The sequence below is a fragment of the Streptomyces sp. NPDC079167 genome (assembly GCF_040686735.1).
GTDB lineage: Bacteria > Actinomycetota > Actinomycetes > Streptomycetales > Streptomycetaceae > Streptomyces.
Window position 1 is genome coordinate 457657 of the sequence record NZ_JBFBLO010000003.1, and the last position, 24247, is coordinate 481903.

The 24247-nt window shown below is 70.5% G+C and carries 18 protein-coding genes, 2 tRNA genes, 4 pseudogenes and 1 riboswitch; of the genes and pseudogenes, 12 read left to right on the plus strand and 12 right to left on the minus strand.

The annotated features are described in order from the left end of the window. The 3 genes and pseudogenes from AB0P41_RS09755 to AB0P41_RS09765 form a co-directional block, all read left to right on the plus strand. Window positions 1-240, plus strand: a pseudogene (locus tag AB0P41_RS09755) (RNA helicase); the annotation flags it as partial. 102 nt (window positions 241-342) lie between these two features. After that, entirely contained in the window at window positions 343-1887 is a 1545-nt protein-coding gene (locus tag AB0P41_RS09760; protein ID WP_356714831.1) for an amino acid permease, read from the plus strand. 90 nt (window positions 1888-1977) lie between these two features. Next, a tRNA-Lys gene (locus tag AB0P41_RS09765) sits at window positions 1978-2051 on the plus strand. 156 nt (window positions 2052-2207) lie between these two features. Here the strand turns inward: AB0P41_RS09765 and AB0P41_RS09770 are convergent. Together AB0P41_RS09770 and AB0P41_RS09775 are read right to left on the minus strand one after the other, a co-directional pair. Next, the gene (locus AB0P41_RS09770; RefSeq protein WP_365931169.1) at window positions 2208-3530 is read right to left on the minus strand and encodes a hypothetical protein; all 1323 of its coding nucleotides are present in this window, start codon (window positions 3528-3530) and stop codon (window positions 2208-2210) included. Between the two features lie 204 nt (window positions 3531-3734). Continuing rightward, window positions 3735-4512, minus strand: a pseudogene (locus tag AB0P41_RS09775) (tyrosine-type recombinase/integrase); the annotation flags it as partial. A 36-nt stretch (window positions 4513-4548) separates the two neighbouring features. Here AB0P41_RS09775 and AB0P41_RS09780 point away from each other — a divergent pair. Together AB0P41_RS09780 and AB0P41_RS09785 are read left to right on the plus strand one after the other, a co-directional pair. Then, a pseudogene (locus AB0P41_RS09780) lies at window positions 4549-5059 on the plus strand (hypothetical protein); the annotation flags it as partial. A gap of 474 nt (window positions 5060-5533) precedes the next feature. Beyond that, a complete protein-coding gene (locus tag AB0P41_RS09785) occupies window positions 5534-5818 on the plus strand; it encodes a hypothetical protein (protein ID WP_365931171.1) in 285 nt (94 codons plus the stop codon). Between the two features lie 377 nt (window positions 5819-6195). Here AB0P41_RS09785 and AB0P41_RS09790 read toward each other — a convergent pair whose 3' ends face one another. Together AB0P41_RS09790 and AB0P41_RS09795 are read right to left on the minus strand one after the other, a co-directional pair. Beyond that, the gene (locus AB0P41_RS09790) at window positions 6196-6537 is read right to left on the minus strand and encodes a DUF6191 domain-containing protein (protein WP_365931173.1); all 342 of its coding nucleotides are present in this window, start codon (window positions 6535-6537) and stop codon (window positions 6196-6198) included. A 143-nt stretch (window positions 6538-6680) separates the two neighbouring features. Next, window positions 6681-7136 carry a MarR family transcriptional regulator gene (locus tag AB0P41_RS09795; RefSeq protein ID WP_356714800.1) on the minus strand — a complete coding sequence of 152 codons (456 nt, stop codon included), beginning with the start codon at window positions 7134-7136 and terminating at the stop codon, window positions 6681-6683. Between the two features lie 306 nt (window positions 7137-7442). Here AB0P41_RS09795 and AB0P41_RS09800 point away from each other — a divergent pair, with 306 nt between their 5' ends. Beyond that, window positions 7443-8783 (plus strand): sugar ABC transporter substrate-binding protein, encoded by a 1341-nt coding sequence (locus AB0P41_RS09800; protein ID WP_365931175.1) that lies wholly within the window; start codon window positions 7443-7445, stop codon window positions 8781-8783. 22 nt (window positions 8784-8805) lie between these two features. Here AB0P41_RS09800 and AB0P41_RS09805 read toward each other — a convergent pair whose 3' ends face one another. The 4 genes from AB0P41_RS09805 to AB0P41_RS09820 form a co-directional block, all read right to left on the minus strand. Further along, window positions 8806-9027 (minus strand): hypothetical protein, encoded by a 222-nt coding sequence (locus AB0P41_RS09805; protein WP_356714904.1) that lies wholly within the window; start codon window positions 9025-9027, stop codon window positions 8806-8808. 85 nt (window positions 9028-9112) lie between these two features. Then, complete coding sequence (locus tag AB0P41_RS09810) at window positions 9113-9271, minus strand: hypothetical protein (RefSeq protein ID WP_365931177.1); 159 nt, start codon at window positions 9269-9271, stop codon at window positions 9113-9115. A 207-nt stretch (window positions 9272-9478) separates the two neighbouring features. Continuing rightward, window positions 9479-10864, minus strand: coding sequence for an FAD-binding oxidoreductase (locus AB0P41_RS09815; RefSeq protein WP_356714797.1), 1386 nt, complete (start codon window positions 10862-10864; stop codon window positions 9479-9481). A gap of 205 nt (window positions 10865-11069) precedes the next feature. Further along, complete coding sequence (locus tag AB0P41_RS09820; RefSeq protein WP_356714796.1) at window positions 11070-11354, minus strand: hypothetical protein; 285 nt, start codon at window positions 11352-11354, stop codon at window positions 11070-11072. Between the two features lie 212 nt (window positions 11355-11566). On the opposite strand from AB0P41_RS09820, the gene AB0P41_RS09825 reads away from it, so the two are divergent. The 5 genes and pseudogenes from AB0P41_RS09825 (at window position 11567) to AB0P41_RS09845 (ending at window position 15806) form a co-directional block, all read left to right on the plus strand. Next, window positions 11567-11640: transfer RNA gene (locus AB0P41_RS09825), tRNA-Met, on the plus strand. Window positions 11641-11732: 92 nt separating this feature from the next. Next, window positions 11733-11840, plus strand: a pseudogene (locus AB0P41_RS09830) (TipAS antibiotic-recognition domain-containing protein); the annotation flags it as partial. Between the two features lie 133 nt (window positions 11841-11973). Continuing rightward, window positions 11974-13131, plus strand: coding sequence for a PP2C family protein-serine/threonine phosphatase (locus AB0P41_RS09835; protein WP_356714795.1), 1158 nt, complete (start codon window positions 11974-11976; stop codon window positions 13129-13131). A 233-nt stretch (window positions 13132-13364) separates the two neighbouring features. Then, window positions 13365-13517, plus strand: a riboswitch (cyclic di-AMP (ydaO/yuaA leader). An 11-nt stretch (window positions 13518-13528) separates the two neighbouring features. Then, the gene (locus tag AB0P41_RS09840) at window positions 13529-14569 is read left to right on the plus strand and encodes a M23 family metallopeptidase (RefSeq protein WP_356714794.1); all 1041 of its coding nucleotides are present in this window, start codon (window positions 13529-13531) and stop codon (window positions 14567-14569) included. 292 nt (window positions 14570-14861) lie between these two features. After that, window positions 14862-15806 carry an aldo/keto reductase gene (locus AB0P41_RS09845; protein WP_356714793.1) on the plus strand — a complete coding sequence of 315 codons (945 nt, stop codon included), beginning with the start codon at window positions 14862-14864 and terminating at the stop codon, window positions 15804-15806. Here the strand turns inward: AB0P41_RS09845 and AB0P41_RS09850 are convergent. The 4 genes from AB0P41_RS09850 to AB0P41_RS09865 all read right to left on the minus strand — a co-directional run bounded on the left by AB0P41_RS09850 (window position 15803) and on the right by AB0P41_RS09865 (window position 21090). Next, complete coding sequence (locus AB0P41_RS09850) at window positions 15803-17251, minus strand: PrsW family intramembrane metalloprotease (protein ID WP_365931179.1); 1449 nt, start codon at window positions 17249-17251, stop codon at window positions 15803-15805. The genes AB0P41_RS09845 and AB0P41_RS09850 overlap by 4 nt on opposite strands. A 61-nt stretch (window positions 17252-17312) precedes the next feature. Continuing rightward, window positions 17313-18185: a tRNA (guanosine(46)-N7)-methyltransferase TrmB gene (gene trmB, locus AB0P41_RS09855; protein ID WP_365931180.1), complete on the minus strand. Its 873-nt coding sequence runs from the start codon at window positions 18183-18185 to the stop codon at window positions 17313-17315. After that, window positions 18178-19434, minus strand: a complete 1257-nt coding sequence (lhgO, locus tag AB0P41_RS09860) for an L-2-hydroxyglutarate oxidase (protein ID WP_365931182.1) — start codon at window positions 19432-19434, stop codon at window positions 18178-18180. The genes trmB and lhgO overlap by 8 nt, the downstream gene beginning before the upstream one ends. A gap of 159 nt (window positions 19435-19593) precedes the next feature. Then, entirely contained in the window at window positions 19594-21090 is a 1497-nt protein-coding gene (locus AB0P41_RS09865) for a sporulation protein (protein ID WP_356714789.1), read from the minus strand. Window positions 21091-22032: 942 nt separating this feature from the next. Between AB0P41_RS09865 and AB0P41_RS09870 the strand changes: the two genes are divergently transcribed. After that, on the plus strand, window positions 22033-24144 hold the full coding sequence (locus AB0P41_RS09870; RefSeq protein WP_356714788.1) for an asparagine synthase-related protein: 2112 nt from the start codon (window positions 22033-22035) through the stop codon (window positions 24142-24144). Window positions 24145-24247 lie beyond the last annotated feature (103 nt).

The following is a 24247-nucleotide window of genomic DNA, read 5'->3' on the forward strand; positions in this document are numbered from 1 at the left end:
GCGTTCCGCAGCAACGACCGTCGTGACGACCGTCCCTCCGGTGGCTTCCGCTCCGGTGGCAGCGACCGTCCGTTCAACCGCGACCGTCGTGACGACCGTCCCTCGGGCGGCTTCCGCTCCGGTGGCAGCGACCGCCCGACCGGTCGCCGCGACGACCACCGCGGTGGCACCGGCACGGGTACCGGCACCGGCACCTTCGGCCGCCGGGACGACAAGCCGCGCTGGAAGCGCAACGGCTGAGTCCGGCTGACAGGCTGACCGACCGCGGGGCCCGTACGACACTTCGGTGGCGTACGGGCCCCGCGGCGTTTCCGGCGTCCGTGCCAGGGCATCGCTGGGGGCATGACAAGCGACGAAGCCGTGGCGGCAGAGCCACCACCCGACGCCCTGAAGGGCTCGCCCGCGCCCACCTCCGACGAGGAGCGGCTGGCGGAACTCGGCTACACCCAGGTGCTCGCGCGCCGGATGTCCGCCTTCTCCAACTACGCCGTCTCGTTCACGATCATCTCGGTGCTCTCCGGCTGCCTGACGCTGTATCTGTTCGGCATGAACACCGGCGGTCCCGCCGTCATCACCTGGGGCTGGGTCGGCGTCGGGCTGATGACGCTGTTCGTCGGCCTGGCGATGGCCGAGATCTGTTCGGCGTACCCGACGTCCGCGGGCCTGTACTTCTGGGCCCACCGCCTCGCCCCGCCGCGCTCGGCCGCGGCGTGGGCCTGGTTCGCCGGCTGGTTCAACGTACTCGGCCAGGTGGCCGTCACCGCCGGCATCGACTTCGGGGCGGCGTCCTTCCTCGGGGCGTACCTGAACCTGCAGTTCGGTTTCGAGGTCACACCCGGACGTACGATCCTGCTCTTCGCGGCGATCCTGGTCCTGCACGGCCTGCTGAACACCTTCGGGGTCGGCATCGTCGCCGTCCTCAACAACGTGAGTGTGTGGTGGCACGTCGTCGGGGTCGCGGTCATCGTGGGGGCGCTCACCTTCGTACCGGACTCGCATCAGTCGGCGTCGTACGTCTTCACCGAGTTCGTCAACAACACCGGCTGGGGCAGCGGCTTCTACGTCGTGATGATCGGCCTGCTGATGGCGCAGTACACCTTCACGGGGTACGACGCCTCGGCCCATATGACGGAGGAGACCCACGACGCAGCCGTGGCGGGCCCGCGCGGCATCGTGCAGTCGATCTGGACGTCCTGGATCGCCGGCTTCGTGCTCCTGCTGGGCTTCACCTTCGCCATCCAGTCGTACGACGGCGCGCTGAACTCCCCGACCGGCGCCCCGCCCGCCCAGATCCTCCTGGACGCCCTGGGAGCCACCACGGGCAAGCTCCTGCTGCTCGTGGTGATCGGGGCCCAGCTGTTCTGCGGAATGGCCTCGGTGACCGCCAACAGCCGCATGATCTACGCCTTCTCGCGCGACGGGGCGCTGCCCTTCTCCCGGGTGTGGCACACGGTCAGCCCCCGCACCCGCACACCCGTCGCGGCGGTCTGGCTGGCCGCTCTCGGCGCCCTGGCCCTCGGCCTGCCGTACCTGATCAACGTCACCGCCTACGCCGCCGTGACGTCCATCGCGGTTATCGGCCTCTACATCGCCTACGTCATCCCCACGCTGCTCAGGCTCCTTCGGGGTGACGACTTCGTGCGGGGACCCTGGCACCTGGGCCGGTGGTCCCGGCCCATCGGCGTCATCGCGGTGGCCTGGGTCGGGGTGATCACGGTGCTCTTCATGCTGCCCCAGGTCTCCCCGGTCACCTGGGAGAGCTTCAACTACGCGCCGCTGGCCGTGCTGGTGGTGCTCGGCTTCGCCGCGGTCTGGTGGCTGGTCTCGGCCCGCCACTGGTTCCTCAAGCCGCAAACCCCGGATCACAAGCGCACGAGCACGGACTGACCGGCCCGCCCCGCCCATGACAGGGCCCGGCACCCGATACCCGATCGGCTGCCGGGCCCGGGGCAGCTATGCTCGGGGGTGATCCATCAGGGGCCGTTAGCTCAATTGGTCAGAGCAGCGGACTTTTAATCCGTTGGTTGTGGGTTCGAGTCCCACACGGCCTACCGGCAGCAGGACAGGGGCAACCCGCTGACCTGCGGTGGAGTGCCCCGATCGGCTTCGGCCGGTCGGGGCGCTCTGCTGTTCAAGGGCGCGTGCGTGAGCGATGTGTGAGCGGATCGTCACCGGTCCTCCTGCGGAGGGGATGTCTTGCCGCTGAGTTACACGGGGAGTGGCGGGCCGATGCTCATCCATCCCTCGCGTATGCCATCGAGCCCTTGGAGGATTGGCGACGGGTCGTTGGTCGGCCCGCCCAGATTATGGATGAGGATGTCGCGGCACAGGTGCTGGAGCACGCCGGTCGTCATGTGGTGGACGTAAGAGGGGTCACCGTCTGCGGAGAACATCCCCAACGACATGCCGCCGAGAGATTCGGGGCCATGGAGCTGACCGGTGTGGACGGTTTCGGAGCGGAGGGCATACATCAGAATGTCCTTCGCAGCCTCTGTTGCTTCGGATTCCGTGAGAGTGTCCGGAGCTGCCGCGCTGAGCAGATGGTCTGCTGCGGTCCTCTCTGCTTGAGACGGCGTACGTGTACCGGTGACTGCTTCGATCACTGCGGCGAACCGGGCGCCGGCATCGGAAGTCGCCTCTTCGGTGAAGTACCCGAAAGCGTGGCCGTACGCGTTGAGTGCGTTCGAGCAGCGTCGCGACGCCACGCTCTTGCCCCAGGCAGCCGACAGCCAATGCGGAAGAGCCAGGTCAATGGCATCGGGAGCGGGGAACTGGTTCCCGAGGGACCAGACGTTCATCCTTTCCAGCCACTGGGCGGTGAAAGCATCCGTCTGGCTGTCCGCCTCCATGAGGCAAGGCTGAGTCCCGCGCTGCCAAGTCCGGGCGGTGACGAGAGTGAGGAGCCACTGGAGGCGAAGCAGGTCGCGTGCCGCGGCCTGGAGGGCCCCAGCTTGGAAATAGCCGGAAGCTGTGCCAGTGACGAGAAGTGGCCAGTAGCCAACCCCCAGCATGACCGACGAGTCGTCCGGGTGTGAATGAGGCTGAGTCACCCAGGTCGGTAGGGAGACGAGGGTCATAGGGCCGATCCCTACGGGGGTGTCCAGTCGGTCGGGCCACGCTCGGAGGGGCCCGGTCCAGCGGGCGAGCTGGGCTGCCTTCGGGATGAGAATCGCGGCCCAGTCGCGCTCAGGTGCCCGATCGGCCCGGAATGACTCCAGCACGGACTCAAGGACGGTGCGCCACCGGGGCTTCTCTTCCCGGACCTTTTCTCGTGGTCCGGTGAGCGCGTAGGTGATGGCCGTCGACCTCACGGAACCGACGCGCAGCCACAGTGTGGCGGTCAGTTCCGGGTCGCTGGACGTGAAGTAGCTGAGGTTTCGGGCGTGAGACGCAGATCCCTGCCCGGCAAACCGAGGAATAGCCATGCGCACATGGTTGAAGTACCAGTTCGCCTGGTCTGCAGTGCCCGCCACATCGGGCGGAACGATCTGTTCCCAGGAAGAGTCGTCGGGGGGTTCGCCCTGACTCACGGTGTACTCCCCACGTGTAGCGAAGGGGTGAGTCAGGCCGGAGCGCCTGCACCTGCCCAGGCTGGCACGTCCGCCAGTTCCCGCGCTCGGCAGTTACGGAAGATCAGGCATTCAGTTTCGTAGAACGAGGCCCATGCCTGAAGGGAGTCCCGCGTCTCTGCCAGAGGGAGCACCACGCACGAAGTCCGATACGGTGCCATAGTTCTACTGGCGTGGTGGGTTAGTTCGAGGCACCAACTGCGCGGCTGCCTCAGCCACCGCCCGGTCGGCCTCGGGCAACAGGCTCGTGTACGTGTCCGAGGTCAACGTGATCGTGGAGTGGCGCAGCGTCTCCTTGATCGTGTGCAGGTCGCCGCCCGCGCCGTGTGCGAGAGTGGCCGCGACATGGCGCAGATCACGCAGTGTGATGGGCGGCAGATCCGTGGTTGCGAGGATGCGCCTGAACGTCTCGGAGACCGTCTCCGGGTGCAGCCAGGATCCGTCCTCGCGAGTGAAGATCTTGCCGGTCTCCTTCCATGCGGTGTCCCACTTCTCCCGGGCTTCCAGCATGGTTGTGGTGGTGCTCTCGCAGAGAGCGACGTTGGCGCTGTCCAGGGCGGTCGTCCCGGCGCTGCCGTACGTCTTGGGGGCGGATTCGTACGGATCCCAGCCGTCGACCACGATCTTTTTGGCCGGTGTGATGAGGCCGCCCAGGTCGACACCGGTCCAGTTCTGGCCAACAGCCTCACCCCTGCGAAGGCCGCAGGTACCCACGAGGTGGAAGAGCACATAAAGCCGGTCGGATTCGGCTGCGTCCAGGCGTTCCGAACTGAGCCGGCGTCCAGACCATCACCGGTGAAGGCAGCTCACCCGTGGCGCGCCAGCGCTCCACTCGCTGCGCAGCCCAGAGGAGCGGCTTCGGGCGCTTACCGGACTCCAGTTCGACGTGGGAGGCCGGGTTGAAGGCGATGTACTGCTTGGCTATTGCCGCGTTCAGGGCAGCTCCGCTGAGGCGCGAGCGTCGAGCGGGCCGGAGAACATGTCTGATGCCGAGTCGACGCAGGGCTCCGCGCTGCTGGTGCACTGCATACCCAGATAGCCCAGTTCGTGATCCCGCCGTCAGCGGAGGAGCCGGGTGCAATCACGTTGTGGGTAGTGGCCACGCACCTCCAGCCTGCATTGCAACACGCGCCGCGCCTGGCGGTGGTGGGGCCGGCCAGGTGGTGCGGTAAGTCGCGGCTCCTGGAAGTGCTGACCGAAACGGTCCACGAGCCGCTGCCGACAATCAACACCACGCCTGCGCTCCTCCTCCACGCGAACACCGAGGAGGAGCCGCCGATTTTCTGGTGGACGCGGCGGACACCATCGTTGGTACGCCGAAGCAGGCGGAGTGGAACGAAGAGACGCGTGGCCTGCTCAACGCCGGTCATTAGTTGGGGCGTTGTGTGACTCGTGTCGTCGGTAATGATCGCACCCCGCACAAGTTCGCCACCTTCGCCATGGCGACCATCGCACGGACCGGCGACCTGCCCGACACGGTCATGGACCGCGGTTTCCTGAGCTGAACCAGTAATACGAGGCGGCGTACGAACCGGTGCCGCACACCTCAACGAGTGCTCGGCGGGGCCTCTCAGACACTAAATCGGAAACACTTTGGTTGCATCCTGATGTCAAAAGTCTGGTTTTGGCCAAAGGTAGGCGCTTGTGAAGAGTGAATAAGCAGGTCAGTGCAGAGTGAGGGCAAATATGCGCCTCCATCCGCGGCTTTCATCATAGTCAGGTGATCGATCAGGGGGTAGCGTGCACGTGTGCTCGGCGCCCAGATGAGTGAGGGCGTTACCACGCGCCGTTCCTCTCTGGCCGGAGGAATGGCAAGTTCCATTAAACGGGGGATAGAAGTTCGTGGGGCCTCGGTTGACCGTATCTCCTGACTGAGTAACGAGAGGTCGGGCATTCCTGGTTCCGCTGGGTATATGCCCGGTCTGTCGTCAGTACACCGCGAACAGAAACACGGAGCGTTCCGCATGACCGACACCACGTCCCCGCGCACTGCCACCGAGGGCACCTGGGCCTTGCCTCTGCTGGCGCTCGCACCACTTGCCTTGATCGGGCTTCTCACGGAGCTTTCCACCCCGTGGTTTGTCGCTTCCTGGGTGCTCTGCGCCGCAGTCGTGCTTTTGATGGGAGCCGGCTGGGTGACGGTATTGCGTCATGGAATGCGCGGATCCGGAGCGTGGGGCATCTGCGTTCTGGTGCACGTAGTGCTCGCCTGGCAGCTGATTACGCTTACTCGTCATGATGCGGGATAGGTGCACGTTCTTCGGAGTACTCCTGCACAGCCCGTAACCCTCAAGCGAACATTTGGAAGTGTTGATCCCGTCTTCTCCAGGAGGGCGTTAATGCGTGAGCGGGCATGGTGGCACGACGCGTGCAGATCTGGATCGGACGTCAAGGGCGGGCCTCTGGCCGGGAATTTCTGGAGCACCGGAATGCCCAGCGGGAGTCCCGGCAGGACCCTGCCGGGACTTGTAATCCGTTGGTTGTGGGTTCGAGTCCCACACGGCCTACCTGGTGCAGGCGGAGGCAATCCCTCCCAACTGCTGCGCAGCGCCTCGACCGGCTTCGGCCTGCCGGGGTGCTTCGTCTTTCCCGGCCTCTTGCGTGAGCGGACGTCCGACGGCCGGCGCTACGGACGTCCCTCAAGGGCATCGCGCCTGTCGGCGCGCGGGACGCCCGCTTCCTGAGGCGGCACTATGAGGGCGGTGCCGTTGGTCGGGTCGACGCTGGAGCGGGGTGGCGCGCCGTCGCTCTCGTCGTCCCGCAGCAGCAACTCCACCAGCCGCTGCTCCAGCTCCACCGTCTTGTTGCCGTTCACGACCGCTGTGAACTCGTCGAAGGCCGTGTTCGATAGCGACCGCCCCGTGCTTCTGCGTACCCACGGGATCAGGCCCAGCCCTGTGAACCAGCGCCACACACTCTCCACCAGGGCGAACAAGGCCAGCAGACATGCGAACGCCGGCCGTGACATGGCGCAGACCGCCACGAATGACCCCCTGTTGGCTGCAAGACAGTTCGACTGCCGGGAAACGAAGGGGGAGACCGACGTCGTTCCCACCGGGACGCCGCCGTGCGTGGGGGAGCGCACCCTCCCGCGTCACCCCGTCCGGTGGCTCAGGGGCGTGGCCACGGGCGGCCGCCGAGGCGTTCGAGGTCGGTGTTGAAGCGGCGGAGATAGCCGGCGAAGGCGGTGATGTCCTCTTCGGGCCAGTCGGCCATGACCCGCTGCAGGGAGCTGACCATGCCCTCGCGTTCCGCGTCGAGCGTCTTCGCGCCCTCCTCGGTGATGCGGAACTTGCGGGCCATGCCACCGTCCGGGTCCGGGATGCGCTCCACGTAGCCGGCGCGCATGACTGCGGCGGTCTGCCGGTTGAGGGTGGAGACGTCGAGGTCGAAGGCCTCGCTGAGCTCGCCGACGGACATCGGTCCCTGTACGCGGATGCGGCTGAGCAGGACGTACGCGCTCCGCTCCAGGAGGCCGTCCTTGCGGCGCCCCTTTCTGTGCGTCAGCAGGCCGTGGCGGCTGAGCAGCATCTGCTCGTACTCGACCTCCTGCGTTGCCCTGTTCATGCTTCGGGCACCTCCTGCTTCCTGCCGGGCGAGGCCGGTGTCTCGTCGTGCCGTTGTGCGTGCTGCCTTCATCGTATTGTTTCGGCAAAGTGTATGGGGCACATCGTGTGCATAATGCAATCGCGATTTTTCTGATGCACGGGCATTGACCCTGGGAGCCGGCCGACTTTACGTTCTTCGCGTTGTCTTCGTATGTCATATATGAGACGCGATATGAGATCCGAGCGTCCTCCCCCACGGCTTCACGTTGCGGCGGCAGTTGGCCGAGCGCCCCCGCAGGTGAGCACCCAGAGAAGAGAGCCGACGATGATCACTCCCCGCAACAGCCGTCTCGCAGCCGCGATATCCCTGGTCTCCGCCCTCGCCCTCACCGCCACCGCCTGCGGTGACGACGGCAGCGGGATCGCCGGCGCGAAAGGCGCGGAGGGTCCGGGCACCGGGAAGATCGTGTTCTGGGACGAGAACGGCGGGGTCCGTACGGCGATCTGGAAGGAGATCATCGCCGACTTCGAGAAGGCGAACCCGGACATCGACGTGCAGTACGTGGGGATCGCGTCCACCGAGGCCCAGTCCAAGTACGACACCGCCATCCAGGGCGGCGGTCTGCCGGACGTCGGGGGCGTGGGTGCCGCCATGGTCGCCGGGATCACCGCGCAGGACGCGCTGGAGCCGCTGGACGACCGGGTCGCGGCGAGCTCCCTCAAGGGCAAGCTCAACGAGGCGATGATCGAGAACGTACGGAGCGCCGCAGGCCGGGACGAGATGTACACGGTGCCGATCTCCGCCACCAACGGTGTCCTCTACTACCGGACGGACCTGTTCAAGAAGGCGGGGCTGGGAGAGCCGGACACCTGGGACGAGTTCTACAAGGCCGCAGCAGAGCTGACCGACCGGCAGAAGAACCGGTTCGGCTACACCATCCGCGGAGGCCCCGGCTCGATCGCGCAGGCGCTGGACTCGATGTACGGGCAGTCGGGCATCGAGTCGTTCTGGGACGAGTCCGGGACGAGGACGACGGTCAACGACCCGAAGAACGTGGCGGCCCTGGAGAAGTACGCGGGCCTGTACAAGAAGGCCACCCCGGAGGCCGACCTCAACAACGACTTCACCAAGATGGTCGCCCAGTTCGACTCCGGCAGCATCGCCATGCTCAACCACAACCTGGGGTCCTACCAGGACCACGTGAGCTCGCTCGGCGCCGACAAGTTCCGCGGCATCCCGCAGCCCGAACTGGCCGACGGCACGCGGGTGATGGTCTCCAACCCGGTCTCCGGGCTGGGCCTGCTCAAGTCGTCCGAGAACAAGGCGGCGGCCTGGAAGTTCATCGAGTTCGCCGCGTCCCACGCGTCGAACTCCAAGTTCAGCGAGTCCGCGGGCCTGATCCCGGCCAACAAGGAAGCCGCCGAGGACTCCTGGCTCGACGAGGCCGAGACCACCAAGCTGGGCGCCGAGGCGCTGTTCTCGGGCGACACGAAGATCGTCCAGCTCCCCTACTACCTGCCGGACTGGAACACCCTGTCCAAGGCCGACAGCGAGTCGGGCTTCCAGAAGGTGCTGCTCGGCAGGACGAGCGCCAAGGACTTCCTGGACTCGTTCGCCGAGGACCTCGACGAGGCCCAGGCGGAGTGGAAGGAACAGCAGGGCTGACGGGCCGGAGGCCCGCCCTCCCTCAGTCCAGGCCCTCTTCCCGCAACTGGTACATCAGGAGGAACGTCCGGTAGGTCTCCGCGGACACGTCCAGGCAGACGTCCGGCCGGAAGGTCCACGTCGACGTGTTGTCGAGGGCCCGCCGGCAGGCCGCCTCTGTCTCGGCCTCTGTCGGGATGTTCGAGATGTACGCGGCGATCAGCAGGACCACTGCGAGGACGACCACGCCGATACGGATGCGCATGGTCACCCAACGACCGTGCGGCCTTACCGGTCACTCGGGCCGGCTGCCCGGGACCGGGCTCGCGGGGCCGGTCACGGCGCCCCGGTCATTCGGGCTCGTCGGCGACCGGAGGCAGGTCGGGCTCGATGAACAGGCCCGCGTACTGCGGAGTGGGCAGCGGGGCCGAGGCGCCCGTGTCGGCGGTCGTGGCCGTGGAGGCCGCGTCGGGGTGGCGCCGGTTCGTGCGGGCAGGCGTGTCGGTCATCTCAGGTGTCCTGTACGTAGGTGTGTGGTGAGAGCCCCGTGACCGAATCGCTGCGGTGCATGCCGGACCGGTCGTGACCGGCAGGGCTACGAGGTGCCGCTACCGGTGCCGCGCCGCTCCGGGGGCGTCCGGATCATCATGCGGTGCATGCAGACTGTAACCCTCCCGGCACGGCTTTCCCCCGGTTTTGCGAGCCCGGCGTGACGGTCAGCGCGGCGCGGCGGGCTCGATGTTCTGGTTTGCGTGGAAGAGGTTGTGCGGGTCGTAGGACCGCTTGATCTCCGCGAGCCGGTCGTGGTGGCCGCGGTAGGTGGCCCGGACCCGGTCCTGGGACTCGCCCGTGCCGAGGAAGTTCACATAGCCGCCGCCCATGGAGTGCGGGTGCAGCGCCTCCCAGTAGCTTACGGCCCACTCCCGCAGCGCCGCCGCGTTGGCCGGGTCGGGATCGATGCCGGCGATGACGCCCGACCAGCGCGCGTCACGGTAGGCCCAGGCCGTCTCGTCGGCCCCGACCCGGGCGGCCGCTCCGTCGACCGGGTACAGGTGCATGGTCGACAGCCCGGTGGGCAGCTTCTCGGCGAAGGCCGCGTGCACGTCGACGGCGTCGTCCGTGATCCGGTCGAAGAAGTCCCCGCGCCAGTACCACTGGAGGCCGGACGGCAGCAGTGCGTCGAACATCGACTGCAACGCCGGATAGGGCATCGGCGCCGTGAAGTGGAAGGCGGGCGGGCCCGGTTCGTCCACGACGGCGAGGGTGTCGCCCAGGGCGTCCGGGTCGGCCGTCGAGGACCAGATGACCCCGCACATCTTCTGTCCGTGTATCTCCTCGGGGAACGGTGGGCCCGGCGGCACGCTCAGCGAGGCGAAGAAGCCGTACAGGTCGTCGGGTGCCTGCGGCAGGAAGCCGCGGTACCAGCGCATGACGTCCTGGAAGTGCTCCAGGGGCCAGACGGTGATGCCGACGCCCACGGTGTCGACGGGGTGCAGCTCGAAGTCGAACGACGTGACGATGCCGAAGTTGCCGCCGCCGCCACGCAGCGCCCAGAAGAGGTCGGGGTGCTCGCTCGGGTTCGTGGCGACGAAGCTGCCGTCGGCCAGGACCACGTCCGCGGAGACCAGGTTGTCCACCGAGAGGCCGTACTTCCGGGTCAGGTAGCCGTGCCCCCCGCCGAGAGTGAGCCCGCCGACGCCGGTGGTGGACATGATCCCCGACGGGGTGGCGAGGCCGAAGGCATGGGTGACGTGGTCGAGGTCGCCCAGCGTCGCGCCGCCGTCCGCCTGGGCGGTCTGGGTGGCCGGGTCGACCCGTACGCCGTGCATGGGTGAGAGGTCGAGGGTCACGGCGTCGTCCCGGAGGCCGAGGCCGGGGCCGCTGTGCCCGCCGCCCCGGACGGCGACGTCCAGGCCGTTCTCGCGGACGAAGTCGACGGCCGCCATGACGTCCGCCGTGTCGCGGCACCGGACCACGGCCGCAGGCCGCTTGTCGATCATGCCGTTGTACACCGCCCGCGCCTGCCCGTACTCCTGGTCGTCCGGGCCGATCACCGGACCGCGCAGAGCTGTTCTCATCGTTTCGAGCAGGGTGCCGTCCATGATCGTCTCCTAGCGCACGCATGCGCCCGGCCTCCCCTGGCACACACCCCCGCGTCGGGGGAGGCAGCTGGGCCGACGCCGGCACCTGGGATGCCGCGCAGACGGGACCGAACACCGAAAGGCTTTGCCCCTCCAGCGTCCCGCCGCTCCGCACGCCCCGCAATCGCGAGCCGTGCCCCGGTCCCGGCCGGGGCACGGCGTGGGCTCAGCCCTGCGACGCGGCCGTGGTGCTCTCCCGGGTCGGAGCCGTGTTCCTGCGCAGATGCACCATGAGCCCGATGAATCCGGCCGCGAACCCGCTGAACAGGCCCGATATCCCGTGGTTGAGCGCGTTGACCGAGGCGCTGTCGGGCACACCGATGACCAGGTAGTTGACGGCGGCGCTGATCACCGAGCCGAACACGGCGCCGAACACTCCGCTGACGAGAGACAGGCGCAGCGGTGACGGCGTGGCCGGGGTGACCGGGGCGGGTCTGTGCGGTGTGGACATTCGGTAGCCCTCCAGAGAGGCGAAACGCGAGATCGGGGGGTGCGGCAACATCCTTGGGTACGTCACTGTGCCTGGCAACTGCGCGGCCGACACCGCCTGTTGATGTAGTCCGTCGGGTGCGAAGGGCTCCCCGTCGGGAGGGGTGGAGGGCAGTCGCGGCCATACGTGGTCGGAGCACCGTCCCGGATGGCGTAGAGTTGCAATCACAACGGCGCGGGGTGGAGCAGCTCGGTAGCTCGCTGGGCTCATAACCCAGAGGTCGCAGGTTCAAATCCTGTCCCCGCTACTGAAGACAGAGGCCCGGATCCTTTCGAGGATCCGGGCCTCTGTCGTATGCCGTCACCCGGCCGTCGGGTGCGGGCGCGGCCTTGACGCCGCGTCGCCGGTCCCCGCTTCGGAAGGAACTACGATCGCTACGGGGACGGAACCGCCGTCTTCGTACGGGACGCACCGACGATCCACGCGCAGCACCGCCTCCCCGGCTGACCACCGGTGGGCGGAGCTCCGGGGCGCTCCTCCCTTTGGCCGATGACGAGTCGCCGTTCGGCGCGGCTCCGGCCGGCCTGGGCGGGGCGCGGTACCGTCCGCACCCGTGGGTGGACCGGGCAGGAGCGCACAGGTGGGGAAGCGGGACGGACGGCGGGGGAGCGCGGCCGGGAGTTCGCGCTCCCGGCTTTTCGTGCGGGTCCTTCCGGTCCTGATGATCGGCGTCGGGGTGATCCTCGACCTCCTGACGCCGGCCGAGGTCACCGCTGTTCCGCTCTTCGCCGCCGCCCCGCTGATCGCCGCTCCGTTCTTCTCGCTGGCCAGCACCGTCCGGGTCGGCGTGACCGCGATCCTGGTGGTGCTCGCCATCCGGATCTCGGACGGTGCGCTCGGCGACGTCGTGCCGCTCACCGACCTGCTCACGCTGGTCACGGTCGCCGCGCTCTCCCTCGTCATCAATCGCGTCGTGCGTCGCAGGAACGAGCAGCTGGCCTCGGCGAGGGTGATCGCGGAGACCGCCATGCGCGCGGTGCTCCCGACGCCCGAGGACCGGATCGGCGGACTGCAGGTCGCAGCGCGGTACGAGGCGGCCCAGGCGGACGAGTTCGTCGGCGGCGACCTGTTCGCCGTCGCGGACACGCCGTACGGGGTGCGTCTGGTCCTCGGGGACGTACGGGGCAAGGGGCTCGACGCGGTGGCCGCGGTGGCCGTCGTGATCGGGGCGTTCCGGGAGGCCGCCGAGCAGGAGAGGTCGCTGGAGGGGGTCGTCCAGCGGCTGGAGCGGGCGCTGGCACGTGAGGGCTCGCGACGGGGCGGGCTCGACTCCATGGAGGGGTTCGTCACCGCCGTCGTCGCGGAGATCCCGTCGGGCGCGGACGTCCTGAGGATCGTCAACCGCGGACACCCCGAGCCGCTCGTCCTGCACGAGGACGGGACGCTCGACGTGCTGGCGCCGAAGGCTCCCGCGCTGCCGCTCGGGATGGGGCTGGACGCGTGGCCGGACCGGGCGGACGAGTGGACGCTGCCGGCCGGGTCGATGTTCCTGGCGTTCACCGACGGGCTCTCCGAGGCGCGGGACGCGAAGGGTGTCTTCTACGACCCGGCCGCGCGGCTGCGTGGCCGGCTCTTCCCCGGGCCCGAGGAACTGCTGTCCGCGCTCACCGATGACGTACGCCTCCACACCGGTGGCCGGTCGACGGACGACCTGGCGCTGCTCGCGGTCGGCCGTCCGGCGCGGGGGCAGCAGGAGCGGCGGACGACGGTGAAGATCGTGGGGCGGGACCGTGGATGACCGGTTGCGACCGTCGGTAGTCGAGAGACCTCGCTCCGCGTAACATTTGACGAACCGTCAGAAACTATCGGCTGGATGAGGGGCGCTCAACTCGCCCGTTTGCGCCCGTTTGACCCCTGAAAGTCCAGGCCAAGACGCTGACCGATCTATGGGAACAGCTTGGAATCGGACCCGGGTGTCTATTAACGTTCGATAACGCAGCGCGGTTGTACCCGCCGTCGCAAGAGACGGCACCGTGCGCAGCGCCGAATTCCGCAAGGGAACCGGGGAACCACCTACATGGGGTGAATCGGACACCTGTGTCTCGCGAGGGACGAAGGGGTCCGTAGGAGACCTTCCTGCTCCGAACCCGTCAGCTAACCCGGTAGGCGAGAAGGAAGGAAAGGAGTGCGCCCACGTGGCGTCCAATCAGCCTGCCCCCGAGGCCCCGTCATCCTTCAGGACCGACAGCCTCGGTGATGAGGACAGGACTTGGGATGAATGGAACCCCACCGCGGAGTCCGTCCGTCCCGTACGCGGCCGGCACCGCGTAGCCAAGCAGCGCGGCCTCGCCCGTAGCTCCACCGTCCTCGGTGTCGGCGTCATCGCGGCCGTCGGAGCGGGTGGCATGGCCACCGCGCAGAGCAAGCCGCCGGTCTCCATTTCTCTTCCCGATTCCATCGCGGACAATCTCCCTGACGCCAAGTCCCTTCCCGGCGTGGGCGCGTTCATGTCCGGTGACTCCGACTCGGACAACGAGACGGTCGCCGCGTCCGCCCCGCTGACCAGCGCGGGCATCACCGCCGCCGAGGCCGAGCAGGGCACCACCGACGCGGGAGAGGCGCTCCGCGCGCGCATCCTCCAGCAGGCCGAGCAGCAGCAGGCCGGAGCCGAGGCCGAGGCCAAGGCGGCGCAGGAGCAGGCGGCGGCCGAGGCTGCCGCGGCCGAGGCGGCGAAGCAGCAGAGCGAGGCGGAGGCGAAGGCCGCCGCGAAGAAGAAGGCGGCCGAAGAGGCGGCGAAGAAGAAGGCCGAGGCCGAGCGCCTCGCCAAGCTCGCCGCCAGCTACGCCATCCCGACCTCCTCGTACACCATCACCTCGACCTACGGGCAGTCCGGCTCGATGTGGTCGTCCGGTCACCACACCGGGCTGGACTTCGCGGCTCCGACCGGCACGCCGGTCAAGGCCGTGCACAGCGGCACCGTGAAGTCGGCCGGCTGGTCGGGCTCGTACGGCTACCGCACGGTCCTGGAGCTCGATGACGGCACGGAGATCTGGTACTGCCACCAGTCCTCGATGGACGTCACCGCCGGACAGAAGGTCACCACCGGCGAGACCATCGGCCGCGTCGGCGCCACCGGCAACGTGACCGGGCCGCACCTCCACCTGGAGGTCCACACCCCGGACGGCACCGGCATCGACCCGATGGGGTGGCTGGGCAGCAAGGGCCTCTCGGTCTGACCCGGATCGGACGCTGACCGATCCCGATCGGATGGCGACTGATCCTGGTCGCACCGGCTGATCGAGCCGACTGATCCTGTTCGGACGCTGACGCCGCACGCGGCGCACCGGAACCCCGGCGGCCCTGACGCACAACCCCCCGACGTCAGGGCCGCCGGTCTGTCCGAGGGCCGTCGTCCGGGCGTAAGCCGGTCTGCCCGGGGCCGTCGTCCGGCCGTAAGCCGGGCTGCCCGGGGCCGTCATCCGGGCGGTAAACGGAATAGTCGCCTCAGGCGGCTCGTTGTCCCCGGGTATGACTTCTCTGCGCCCGCTCGGCTCCTCGAGCCTTCAGGTCTTCCCCCTCGCCCTCGGCGGCAACGTCTTCGGCTGGACGGCCGACGAGGACGGCACCTTCGCCGTCCTCGACGCGTACGTGGCGGCCGGTGGCAACTTCATCGACACCGCCGACTCCTACTCCGCCTGGGTCCCGGGCAACGAGGGCGGTGAGTCGGAGACCCTCATCGGCAAGTGGCTGGCGGCCCGCTCCCGCCGCGACGACGTCGTCGTCGCCACGAAGGTCGGCGCCCATCCGGCGTACAAGGGGCTCTCGGCCACCACGATCAAGGAGGCGGCCGAGGCGTCCCTGCGCCGGCTCGGCACCGACCACATCGACCTCTACTACACGCACTTCGACGACGAGAGCGTCCCCGTCGAGGAGATCATCACCGCGCTCGACCAGCTGGTGAAGGCGGGCACGGTCCGGGAGATCGCCGCTTCCAACATCAGCCCCGAGCGGCTCCAGGCCTCCCTGGACTTCTCCGAGCGGGAGGGCCTCGCCCGCTACGTGGCGCTGCAGCCGCACTACAACCTCGTCTCACGCGACACCTACGAGGGCGCGCTCCAGGACACGGCGGCCGCCGCCGGTCTCGCCGCCGTCCCCTACTTCGCCCTCGCCTCGGGTTTCCTCACCGGCAAGTACCGGCCGGGGGCATCGGTCGAGAGCGCGAGGGCCGAGGGCGCGGGCAAGCACCTGGAGACCGAGCGCGGGCGCAAGGTGCTCACGGCGCTCGACAGGATCGCCCAGGAGCACGGTGCGGAGATCGCCACCGTCGCTCTCGCCTGGCTGGCCTCGCAGCCGACCGTGGCCGCGCCCCTCGCCTCCGCGCGTACGGTCGAGCAGCTGCCGGCGCTGATGGCGGTGTCGGAACTCCGGCTGACCGGCCAGGAGCTGGCGGAGCTGACCGAGGCATCGGTCTAGGACGGACCGGGAGGGCGCCCGCCCTCCTCCAGGTACGGGTTGTGGCCGCCGTAGTGCCGGTGCGGTGCGGGGAGGTGCTGCGGCGGGCCGCCGTACGGGAACTGACGGGGGAACGGCGGCGGGGCCTGCGGGCGGAAGGTGCGCAGCCGCCCGGTCGCGTGGGCCGCGTACGTCAGAGCCGGCGCCGCGGTCTCCCGGCGGTGCCACAAGTGGTGCAGCAACTCCTGCTCGCGGAGGGCGAAGTCCGGGCCCGCGCCGTCATGGCGGGCCCGGCGGCGCAGCATGGCCAGGGACGTCGCGAACGACTCGTACTCCGCGACGGCGCGGGCCGCGGCTCTGCCGCGGGCTCGGTCCGGGGTGCCGTTCCAGTGCCTGGCCATGTCACGGGCCATGCCCCGCGCCCGCATCGAGGCCAGCGCGAGCGGCTCGGCGGGGGTCAGCCAGCCGGCCGCCGCGTACACCGGCAGTTCGGTGGAGAGCGTGCGCAGCTCCCGTTGGCGCGACCAGACCGCGAGCCAGGTCACCAGTCCGAAGCACGGCACCATGAACGCGCCGTACACCGCGTAGAAGCCGTACGGTCCGAAGGCCGACGAGCCGTTCCACAGGGCGTGCATGCCCATGGCGAGAATGAGCCCGAGCAGGGGCAGTGCCACCCGCCGCACCCGGTGACGCGGGCCACCGAGGGCCGCGATGCCGAAGCCGATGCCGGAGAGCACGGTGAACAAGGGATGCGCGAACGGCGACATGACCACGCGGACGAAGAACGTCCCCGCCGTCACCGAGGCGAAGCCCGTGGTCCCCATCTGCTGGTCCTCGCCGAAGGCGTTGCCCAGGTAAAGGATGTTCTCGGTGAAGGCGAAGCCGGTCGCGGTGAAGCCGGCGACCACGATGCCGTCGACGATCCCGCCGAACTGCCGTCTGCGGAAGAGGAAGATCAGCAGGACCGCGACGGCCTTCGCGGTCTCCTCGACGACCGGGGCGACGACCGTGGCCCCGAGGGTGTCGGCGCCCGCCGGATCAGCGGTGGCCGTCGCTATCCACCGGGTCGCGAAGGAGTTGGCGATGATCGCCACGAGCGCGGCGGCGCACGCGCCCCAGGAGAACGCGAACAGCAGATTCCGCCAGGGGCCCGGTTCGACCCGGTCGAGCCAGCGGAACGCCGCCATCAGCAGCGGCACGGGCAGCACGGCGAGCCCCAGCCCCACCAGGAAGCCCTCGGTACCCGTCTGCCGGCGCACCAGGGCCAGGATCATCAGACCGCAGAACGCGAGGACCGTGATCAGCGCACCGGCGCGGAACGCCTTGCTGCGCCAGACCATGCCGACGCGACGGGGCCGGTAACGCCACTGGCCTCGCTCCGGGACGGCGCCCAGGAACTCGTCGAGCTTCTGCCCCTCGAGAACCGGGACGTCCGGCTGCTGGTGCTGCACGGACCCCTGGTACACCCGACGACCCTAACGAGAGCCACTGACACCTGGCCATGCCGCGATGACGGGCCGTGGCTGATCAGCGACGGGTGAACAGCACGTCGTGCACGACGTGGCCCTTGTCCAGGCCCTGGCCCTCGAAGCGGGTCAGCGGCCGGAACGCGGGCCGCGGCGCGTAGCCGCCGTCCGCCTGGGTGTTCTCGTACAGCGGGTGGGCCGTCAGGACTTCCAGCATCTGCTCCGCGTACGGCTCCCAGTCCGTCGCGCAGTGGACGAGCGCGCCCGGCTTCAGTCGCCGGGCCACCAGGTCGAGGAACTCGGGCTGGATCAGCCGCCTCTTGTGATGCCGCTTCTTGGGCCACGGATCGGGGAAATACACCCGGAGCCCGTCCAGAGCGGCCGGCTCCAGCATCTCGCGGAGCAGGATGATCGCGTCGCCGTTGGCGACACGGACGTTGGACACCCCGGCCCGGTCCGCGAGACCCAGCAGATTGCCCTGGCCGGGGGTGTGGACGTCGACGGCCAGGATCCCGGTGCCGGGGTCGTCGGCCGCCATCTGCGCCGTGGCCTCGCCCATGCCGAAGCCGATCTCCAGGACCACCGGGAGGCCGTCGAACAGGGTGGGGAGGTCGAGGACGCCCTTGCCGTCGATGTCCAGACCCCACGTGGGCCACAGCCGCTGGAGGGCCTCCTCCTGGCCGGCGGTCACCCGGCTGCGGCGGGGCTGGAAGCTGCGGATGCGGCGCTCGTGGTGCGAGCCCGCCGGATCGGCCGCCGGGCCGCCGGGGAAGCGGGGCTCCTGGCGCAGCCTGCGCTGTCGCTCGAAGGAGGCGGCCCGCCGCTCGGCGGCGTCCGCGTCCGGCGAGGCGTCGGGACCGGTCTCCGGCGCGCCGCCGGGCGTCTCCGCGGCGGGGCCGGGCGTCTCTGGGGTGGGGTTCAGGGGCTCAGACACAATGACCCGATTCTACGGCGGGAGGCGCCCACCCCGTCGCCCGAGCCCGCAGCAGGGCCCGTCGTGCCACCTCCCTCCCGATGGGCAGGGACGCGGTCGCGGCGGGTGACGGGGCGTTCAGCACGTGCACCGTGTGCGGGGCGTCCCGGATCAGGAAGTCGTCCACCAGCGTGCCGTCCCGCAGGACCGCCTGGGCCCTGACCCCGGCCGGGGAAGGCCGCAGATCGGCCTCCGTCACCTCGGGCAGCAGCCGCTGGACGGCCCGGGTGAACGCGCTCTTCGACAGGGATCTGTGGACCTCGCCCGCCCCGTACCGCCAGTGGCGCCGGGCGATCCGCCAGGCGCCGGGCCAGGCCAGGGTGGCGGCCAGCTCGCGCGGGTTGACGACCGCCCGGCCGTATCCCTCGCGGGCCAGGGCCGGCACCGCGTTCGGACCGACGTGGACCGTGCCGTCGACGCCCCGGGTCAGATGGACCCCGAGGAACGGGAAGGCCGGGTCCGGCACCGGATAGACGAGACCGCGCACCAGCTCCGGTCTGGCCAGCTCGTAGTACTCCCCGCGGAACGGCACGATGCGCGCGTCCGGGTCGTCACCCGCGAGCCGCGCCACCCGGTCGCTGTGCAGCCCCGCGCAGTTGACCAGCACACGGGCCCTGACCACCTGGCCGTCGGCCGTGCGCACCGCGACACCCCAGGGGCGCCGGTCCACGGCGACGACCTCCGCGCCGTAACGGATCTGTCCGCCGGAGGTGCTCACCTCGGCGGCGAACCGGACGGCGACCGCGGTGAAGTCGCACACCCCCGTCGTCCCCACCCGGATCGCGGCGAGGCCGCGCACCCGTGGTTCGTACTCCGCGATCTGGGCGGGGCCGAGCTCCCGGACCGGCAGGCCGTGCGCCCGGCCGCGCTGCACCAGGGCGTGCAGCCGGGGGAGCTCGTCGCTCCGCGTCGCCACGATCAGCTTGCCCGTCACGGCATGGGCGATCCCGTGCTCCGCGCAGAAGTCCACCAGCTCGGCGGCGCCCCGCACCGCGTAGCGCGCCTTGAGCGACCCCGGGGCGTAGTAGATGCCGCTGTGGATCACCCCGCTGTTGCGCCCCGTTTGGTGCTCGGCGGGGCCCCACTCCTTCTCCAGCACCGTGACCCGGGTGCCGGGCGCGGTGCGCGTGATCGCGTACGCGGTCGACAGACCGACGATTCCGCCACCGATCACCAGCACATCGCAGTCGTACGCCGCGTGCGTCATCATCACGCCACCTCCCACCCCGATAGTGCACTGACCCACTGACAACGGCCTCAAACCAGGGAAGGCGTCTGCGTGGCGTGACGTTCCTTCCCCGGACCCGGCGAGGATCCGACGGAGATCCGGCGATACCGGGGCGTACCGGCGGCTCGGAGCCAGGGGCGCCTAGGCCGGGGCGACGAGGAGCGGACGGGCCCGCTCCCGCAGCTCCGCCACGCGGGGCTCGTCCCCGTACGGCTCCAGGCGGTGCAGCAGGTCGCGTACGTACTCGGTGGTGCGCGCCGAGGAGATGCGTCCGGCCACCTCCACCGCCCGCGTCCCCGCCGCGCAGGCGGCGTCGAGGTTGCCCGACTCCAGCTCGGCGACCGCGGACACGACGAGGCGCAGCCCGTGGGAGCGCACGAACTCGTCGGTGGGTTTCGACAGGGCCTGCTCGGTGAAGCGCCGCACCTGCCGCGGCGCCTTGAGGTCGCGGTAGCACTCGGCGGCGTCGGCGGCGAACCTGTCGTACGAGTAGAACCCGAGCCACGCCGGGTCGGAGTCGCCGGCCCGGGAGCGCTCCAGCCAGCTCTCGGCGGCCCGGAGAGCGGCCCCCGCGGCCGGTGCGTCGCCGGCCTTCGCATGGGCGCGCGCCTCCACGAGCCGGAAGAAGCTCATGGTCCGCGCGGTGGCGAGCCCGCGGTTGCGCTCGACCGCGGCCTGCGCGAGGTCGACGCCCTCGTCGGCGAAGCCACGGTAGGTCGCCTGCAGGGACATCGACGCCAGGACGTATCCGCCGAGGGGGACGTCGGCGGCGGCACGGGCCAGGCGCAGCGCCTGGATGTAGTAGCGCTGGGCGGCCTCCTGCTGGCCGGTGTCGAAGGCCATCCAGCCGGCGAGCCTGGTCAGCTCGGCGGAGGCGCCGAAGAGCGCCCTGCCCACCTCGTCGCTGTAGGAGCCCAGCAGGAGCGGGGCGGCGTCGACCCGTAAGCACTCCGGGACCATGGAGGAACGCCAGTCGCCGCCGCCGTACTTGGAGTCCCACCGGCGCGCGTCCTGGGCTGCCTCGCGCAGTTTGGTCACGTCGTTGTGGCCGACGCGCAGCAGCGCGCCGTCGGCAGCGGTGTCCGGGCCGGGCTGGACGGGCACGCCGGGCTGCGCGCCGGGTGCGCCCTCCGTGCCGAGGATCGCGGCCTGGGCGGCGGTCGGGTCCCGGGCGACCGACGGATCGGCGGGGGTTATGAGCCAGCGGGACGCGGGGGTCGCATAGGCGCTCACCGCGAAGGAACCCGCCAGCGACTGCCAGATCCCTCCGCCGCCCCGGCGGCCCGCCAGATCCAGCCGGTACAGATCCGTCGCCGAGCGGACCGCCTCCCCCACGTCGCGGGGGAAGGCGAGACCCACCTCAGGCGCCGGATCGGCGTCGGCCAGCCCGATCTCGTGCAACGGGACGGGACGGCCGAGTTTGGCCCCTATCGCCGCCGCGATGAGATGGGGCGCGGCGCCCTGCGGCACCATGCCCTTGGCGACCCACCGGGCCACCGACGTCTTGTCGTAACGAAGTGTCAGACCGCGCTGCGCTCCGAGGTCGTTGACCCGCCGGGCGAGTCCGGCGTTGCTGATTCCCGCGAGGGCGAGAACCGTGCCGAGCTTCTCGTTCGGCCCGCGTTGCTCCCTGGACATGCGCCACCCCTCGACACACAGACGGCCGCCGCGTCACCGTCAGGCGCGCGGCATTCGTACCGTGTTCTCCCCAGGTACGGTCCCGGGCACTCCGGCCGCACACGCATTTGGCCGAGCCCCGTGGAATATGCCCCCCTGCTGAGAACATCGGTAAACCCAGCGTAGTTCGCCGCATCCCCACCGTTAAGGGGCAGACCTCCGTATGGCGGGAATGTTGTCCGTGCGGTGCGGGGCGTGGGTGCCGTGCTCCTGATGTGTGGCCGTGCGCCCGGCCGTGCGCTCTGGTCCGGCCGTGGCGCAAGCGCTTCGATGGATCCTGCGTGGGTCGGCCCGCTGAACTGGACTCGGCGGGCTGGGGGAGACCGCCGCCCCAATCCCCGCGGGCGGCGAACCGGTCCGGGAGGTGACGAACACCTCCCGGACTGTGCGCCGCACGGGCGGGGTACGGAGAAGCGGTCGTGCGGACCGGCGCACCGGGGGGATGCGCCGGCCCGCACGCCGCCGCACCTCGGGCGGCACCCAGGGGTGGAGCCGTGGACGCCCGGGAGGCCCGCGTACGGCCTCGGGAGGGGCGTGAGGCGGGTGCCAGCGGCCCGCTGCCCCGAGCGAAACACCCGGTTCCACCGCGATCCGAGAATGGCCGAATAGCGCCGGTCGGGCGGACCGTGCCGAAGCCGACCGACTATGGCCGGATTCCGTCTGTTCCGCACCCCGGCCGAGGCGGGGGCCGCGTCCGGGGCCGGATGCCGCAACTCCCGGAAGACCCACTTCCGTTGTGGAGGGGGCGGGCGGAGCCGTGGCCAGGCCCTTGCCAGGGGCGCATGCGCATCCGGTGTGCGCCGCCCGTACCCCCTCCAGGGCGCCGTTGTCGTGGCAGCATGTCCCGCAACGGCGTTCCCGTGTCCTGGTGCGCCGGTTCGTCCACAGCCTGTGGAGGCGGCGATGCGTTGGTTGGTGGGGTGGAGCAGTATCGCCGCGAGCTTCGGCACCGTGGGTGCGGTCGGCCACGCCGGGGAGGAGCGCACCGTTCAGCCGGTGGGCTCCCAACTCCTGTGGGGGGACCCGGATCCGCTCTGGGCGGTGGGCGACTGGCGCCCTGACGAGATCCGCGTCATCACGGTCGCCACTCCCGAGGGAGCACCCACCACCCGCCTCGCCGTCCTCGGCTGCTGCGGGGCCACCGACGAGCAGCTCCGCGTCGGGCTGCTGGCCGCCCGCGGCGGGGCGCTGCGCCATCTCACGGCCTGGTCCGGCAGTTACACGGCCGTCGTGCAGATCGGCCGCCGCATCACCGTCGCCGGAGACCTCGCCGGAGCCCGCCCCGTCTTCCACACGCCCTGGGCCAACGGCACCGCGTACGCCACCGCCGCCCTCCCGCTCGCCGACCTCATCGAGGCACAGCTGGACATCGGCCACCTCGCCGCGCTGCTGGCCTGCCCCGAGACCCCGGAGGCTCTGGGCGACGGCACACCGTACGCGGGCGTGAAGCGGATCCCGCCCGGCCACGCGCTGATCCTCCGCGAGGGCTCGCGCGAGATCACCGGTTACGAGGCGGTGGCCTCGCTCGCCGTGGCGGCCGCCGAGACCGACCCGGTGAGCGCCGTCGAAGGCGTACGGGACGCGCTCGTCGACGCCGTACGGGCACGGCTCACGGCCCCCCGCCACGCCCCGGAGACCATGCCGCCCGACCCCGGGCCCGTCCCCGGCATGGGGCCCGCCGAACGCCGCGCGGCCCGAGGAGCGCCCGTACCGGGCATCGGCGCCGACCTCTCCGGCGGCAGCGCCTCCGCCACGCTCGCCCTGCTGGCCGCGGGACTGCCCGGGCTGCCGGGCACCGTGCTGGGCCATGGCACGGGGGCGGGTGAACGGCTCCTCGCCGTCACCTTCAACGACCTGTCCACGCAGGGCCGCGAGGACGAGCTGGAGCGAGCCCGGGTCATCGCCGCCAACCCCCGTCTGCACCACGTGGTCGTGGCGGCGGGCGAGGAGGCCCTGCCGTACGCCTCCCTTGAGAGCGGCCCGCTCACGGACGAGCCCGCCCCGTCCCTCGTCGTCGCCGAACGCCACCGCCGCCGGCTGGCCGCGGGCAGCGCGGACCACTTCGTGGGCCACGGCGCCCGTCAGGTCCTGGACGCCCACCCGGCGCGGCTCGCCGACCTGCTCATGGACCGGCGCAGACGCCACCTGCTGCGGCCCGTCGCCGCGCTCGCCAGGGCCGAGGGGCCCTCCACACACTCCCTGTTCGTGCCGCTGGCCGTGTACCGGGCCGCCCGCAGGCTGGCCCGTACGTCGTACCGCACCGGGCTCGAGACTGCGGCGTCCCTGCTGCCCGACGCCAACCGTGACGCCCCCGACCTCGACACCCCGGCCGACGCCTCGCTCGCCTCCCTCGCCTGGTCCCGGCCGGGGCCGGCCGCGCGCTGGCTCACCGGGGAGGCGCTCGCGGAAGTATCGGTTCGCCTCCAGGAGGCGGCCGTCCGGCCCGCCTCGGTCCAGCGCCCCGGGGAGGCCAGGGCCCGCGCGGCGCTGGCCCGGCACGCGGCCGACCAGCGGATCCTGGAACAGGCCGCGGAGATCCGCAGCCAGCGGCTGCACGCCCCCTACCTCGACAACCAGGTCGTACGGGCCGCCCGCGCCCTCCCGGAATCGCTGCGGGTCCAGCCGGGCGCCCGCGCCGCGATCCTGCGCCGGGTCCTGGCGGGCGCCGGTATCCACGACCTGCCGCCCGGTTGGGGCACGCCGTCACAGGCCACCTCGAACGCCGCCGGACGCATCGGCCTGCGCGCCGCCCTCCCGGATCTGATCGCCCTCTTCGACGCCCCGCTGCTGGCCGACGCGGGACTGATCGAGGCACGCGTCGTACGCAAGGCACTGCGCGCGGCCTCCGAGGGTGAACCACTGCCCCTGGACGGCCTGGCCGAGCTGGCGTCCACGGAACTCTGGCTCCGCCGCCTGGTCACCCGCCGGGGCACCTGCTGGACCGGCACGGCGGCCCCGCGGCAGCGAGCGGTGGCGGGCGGAGTCGTCCCGGCCCGCCGCACCCTGCAGCCCTGAGCGCACTTCGCCCGTGCCCGCCGGGGACACAATGACCAGGTGCGGCATCTGATCCTGGGCATCACCGAGGCGCGCGACGAGCACGGCGGCGCGCGGCTGCGCA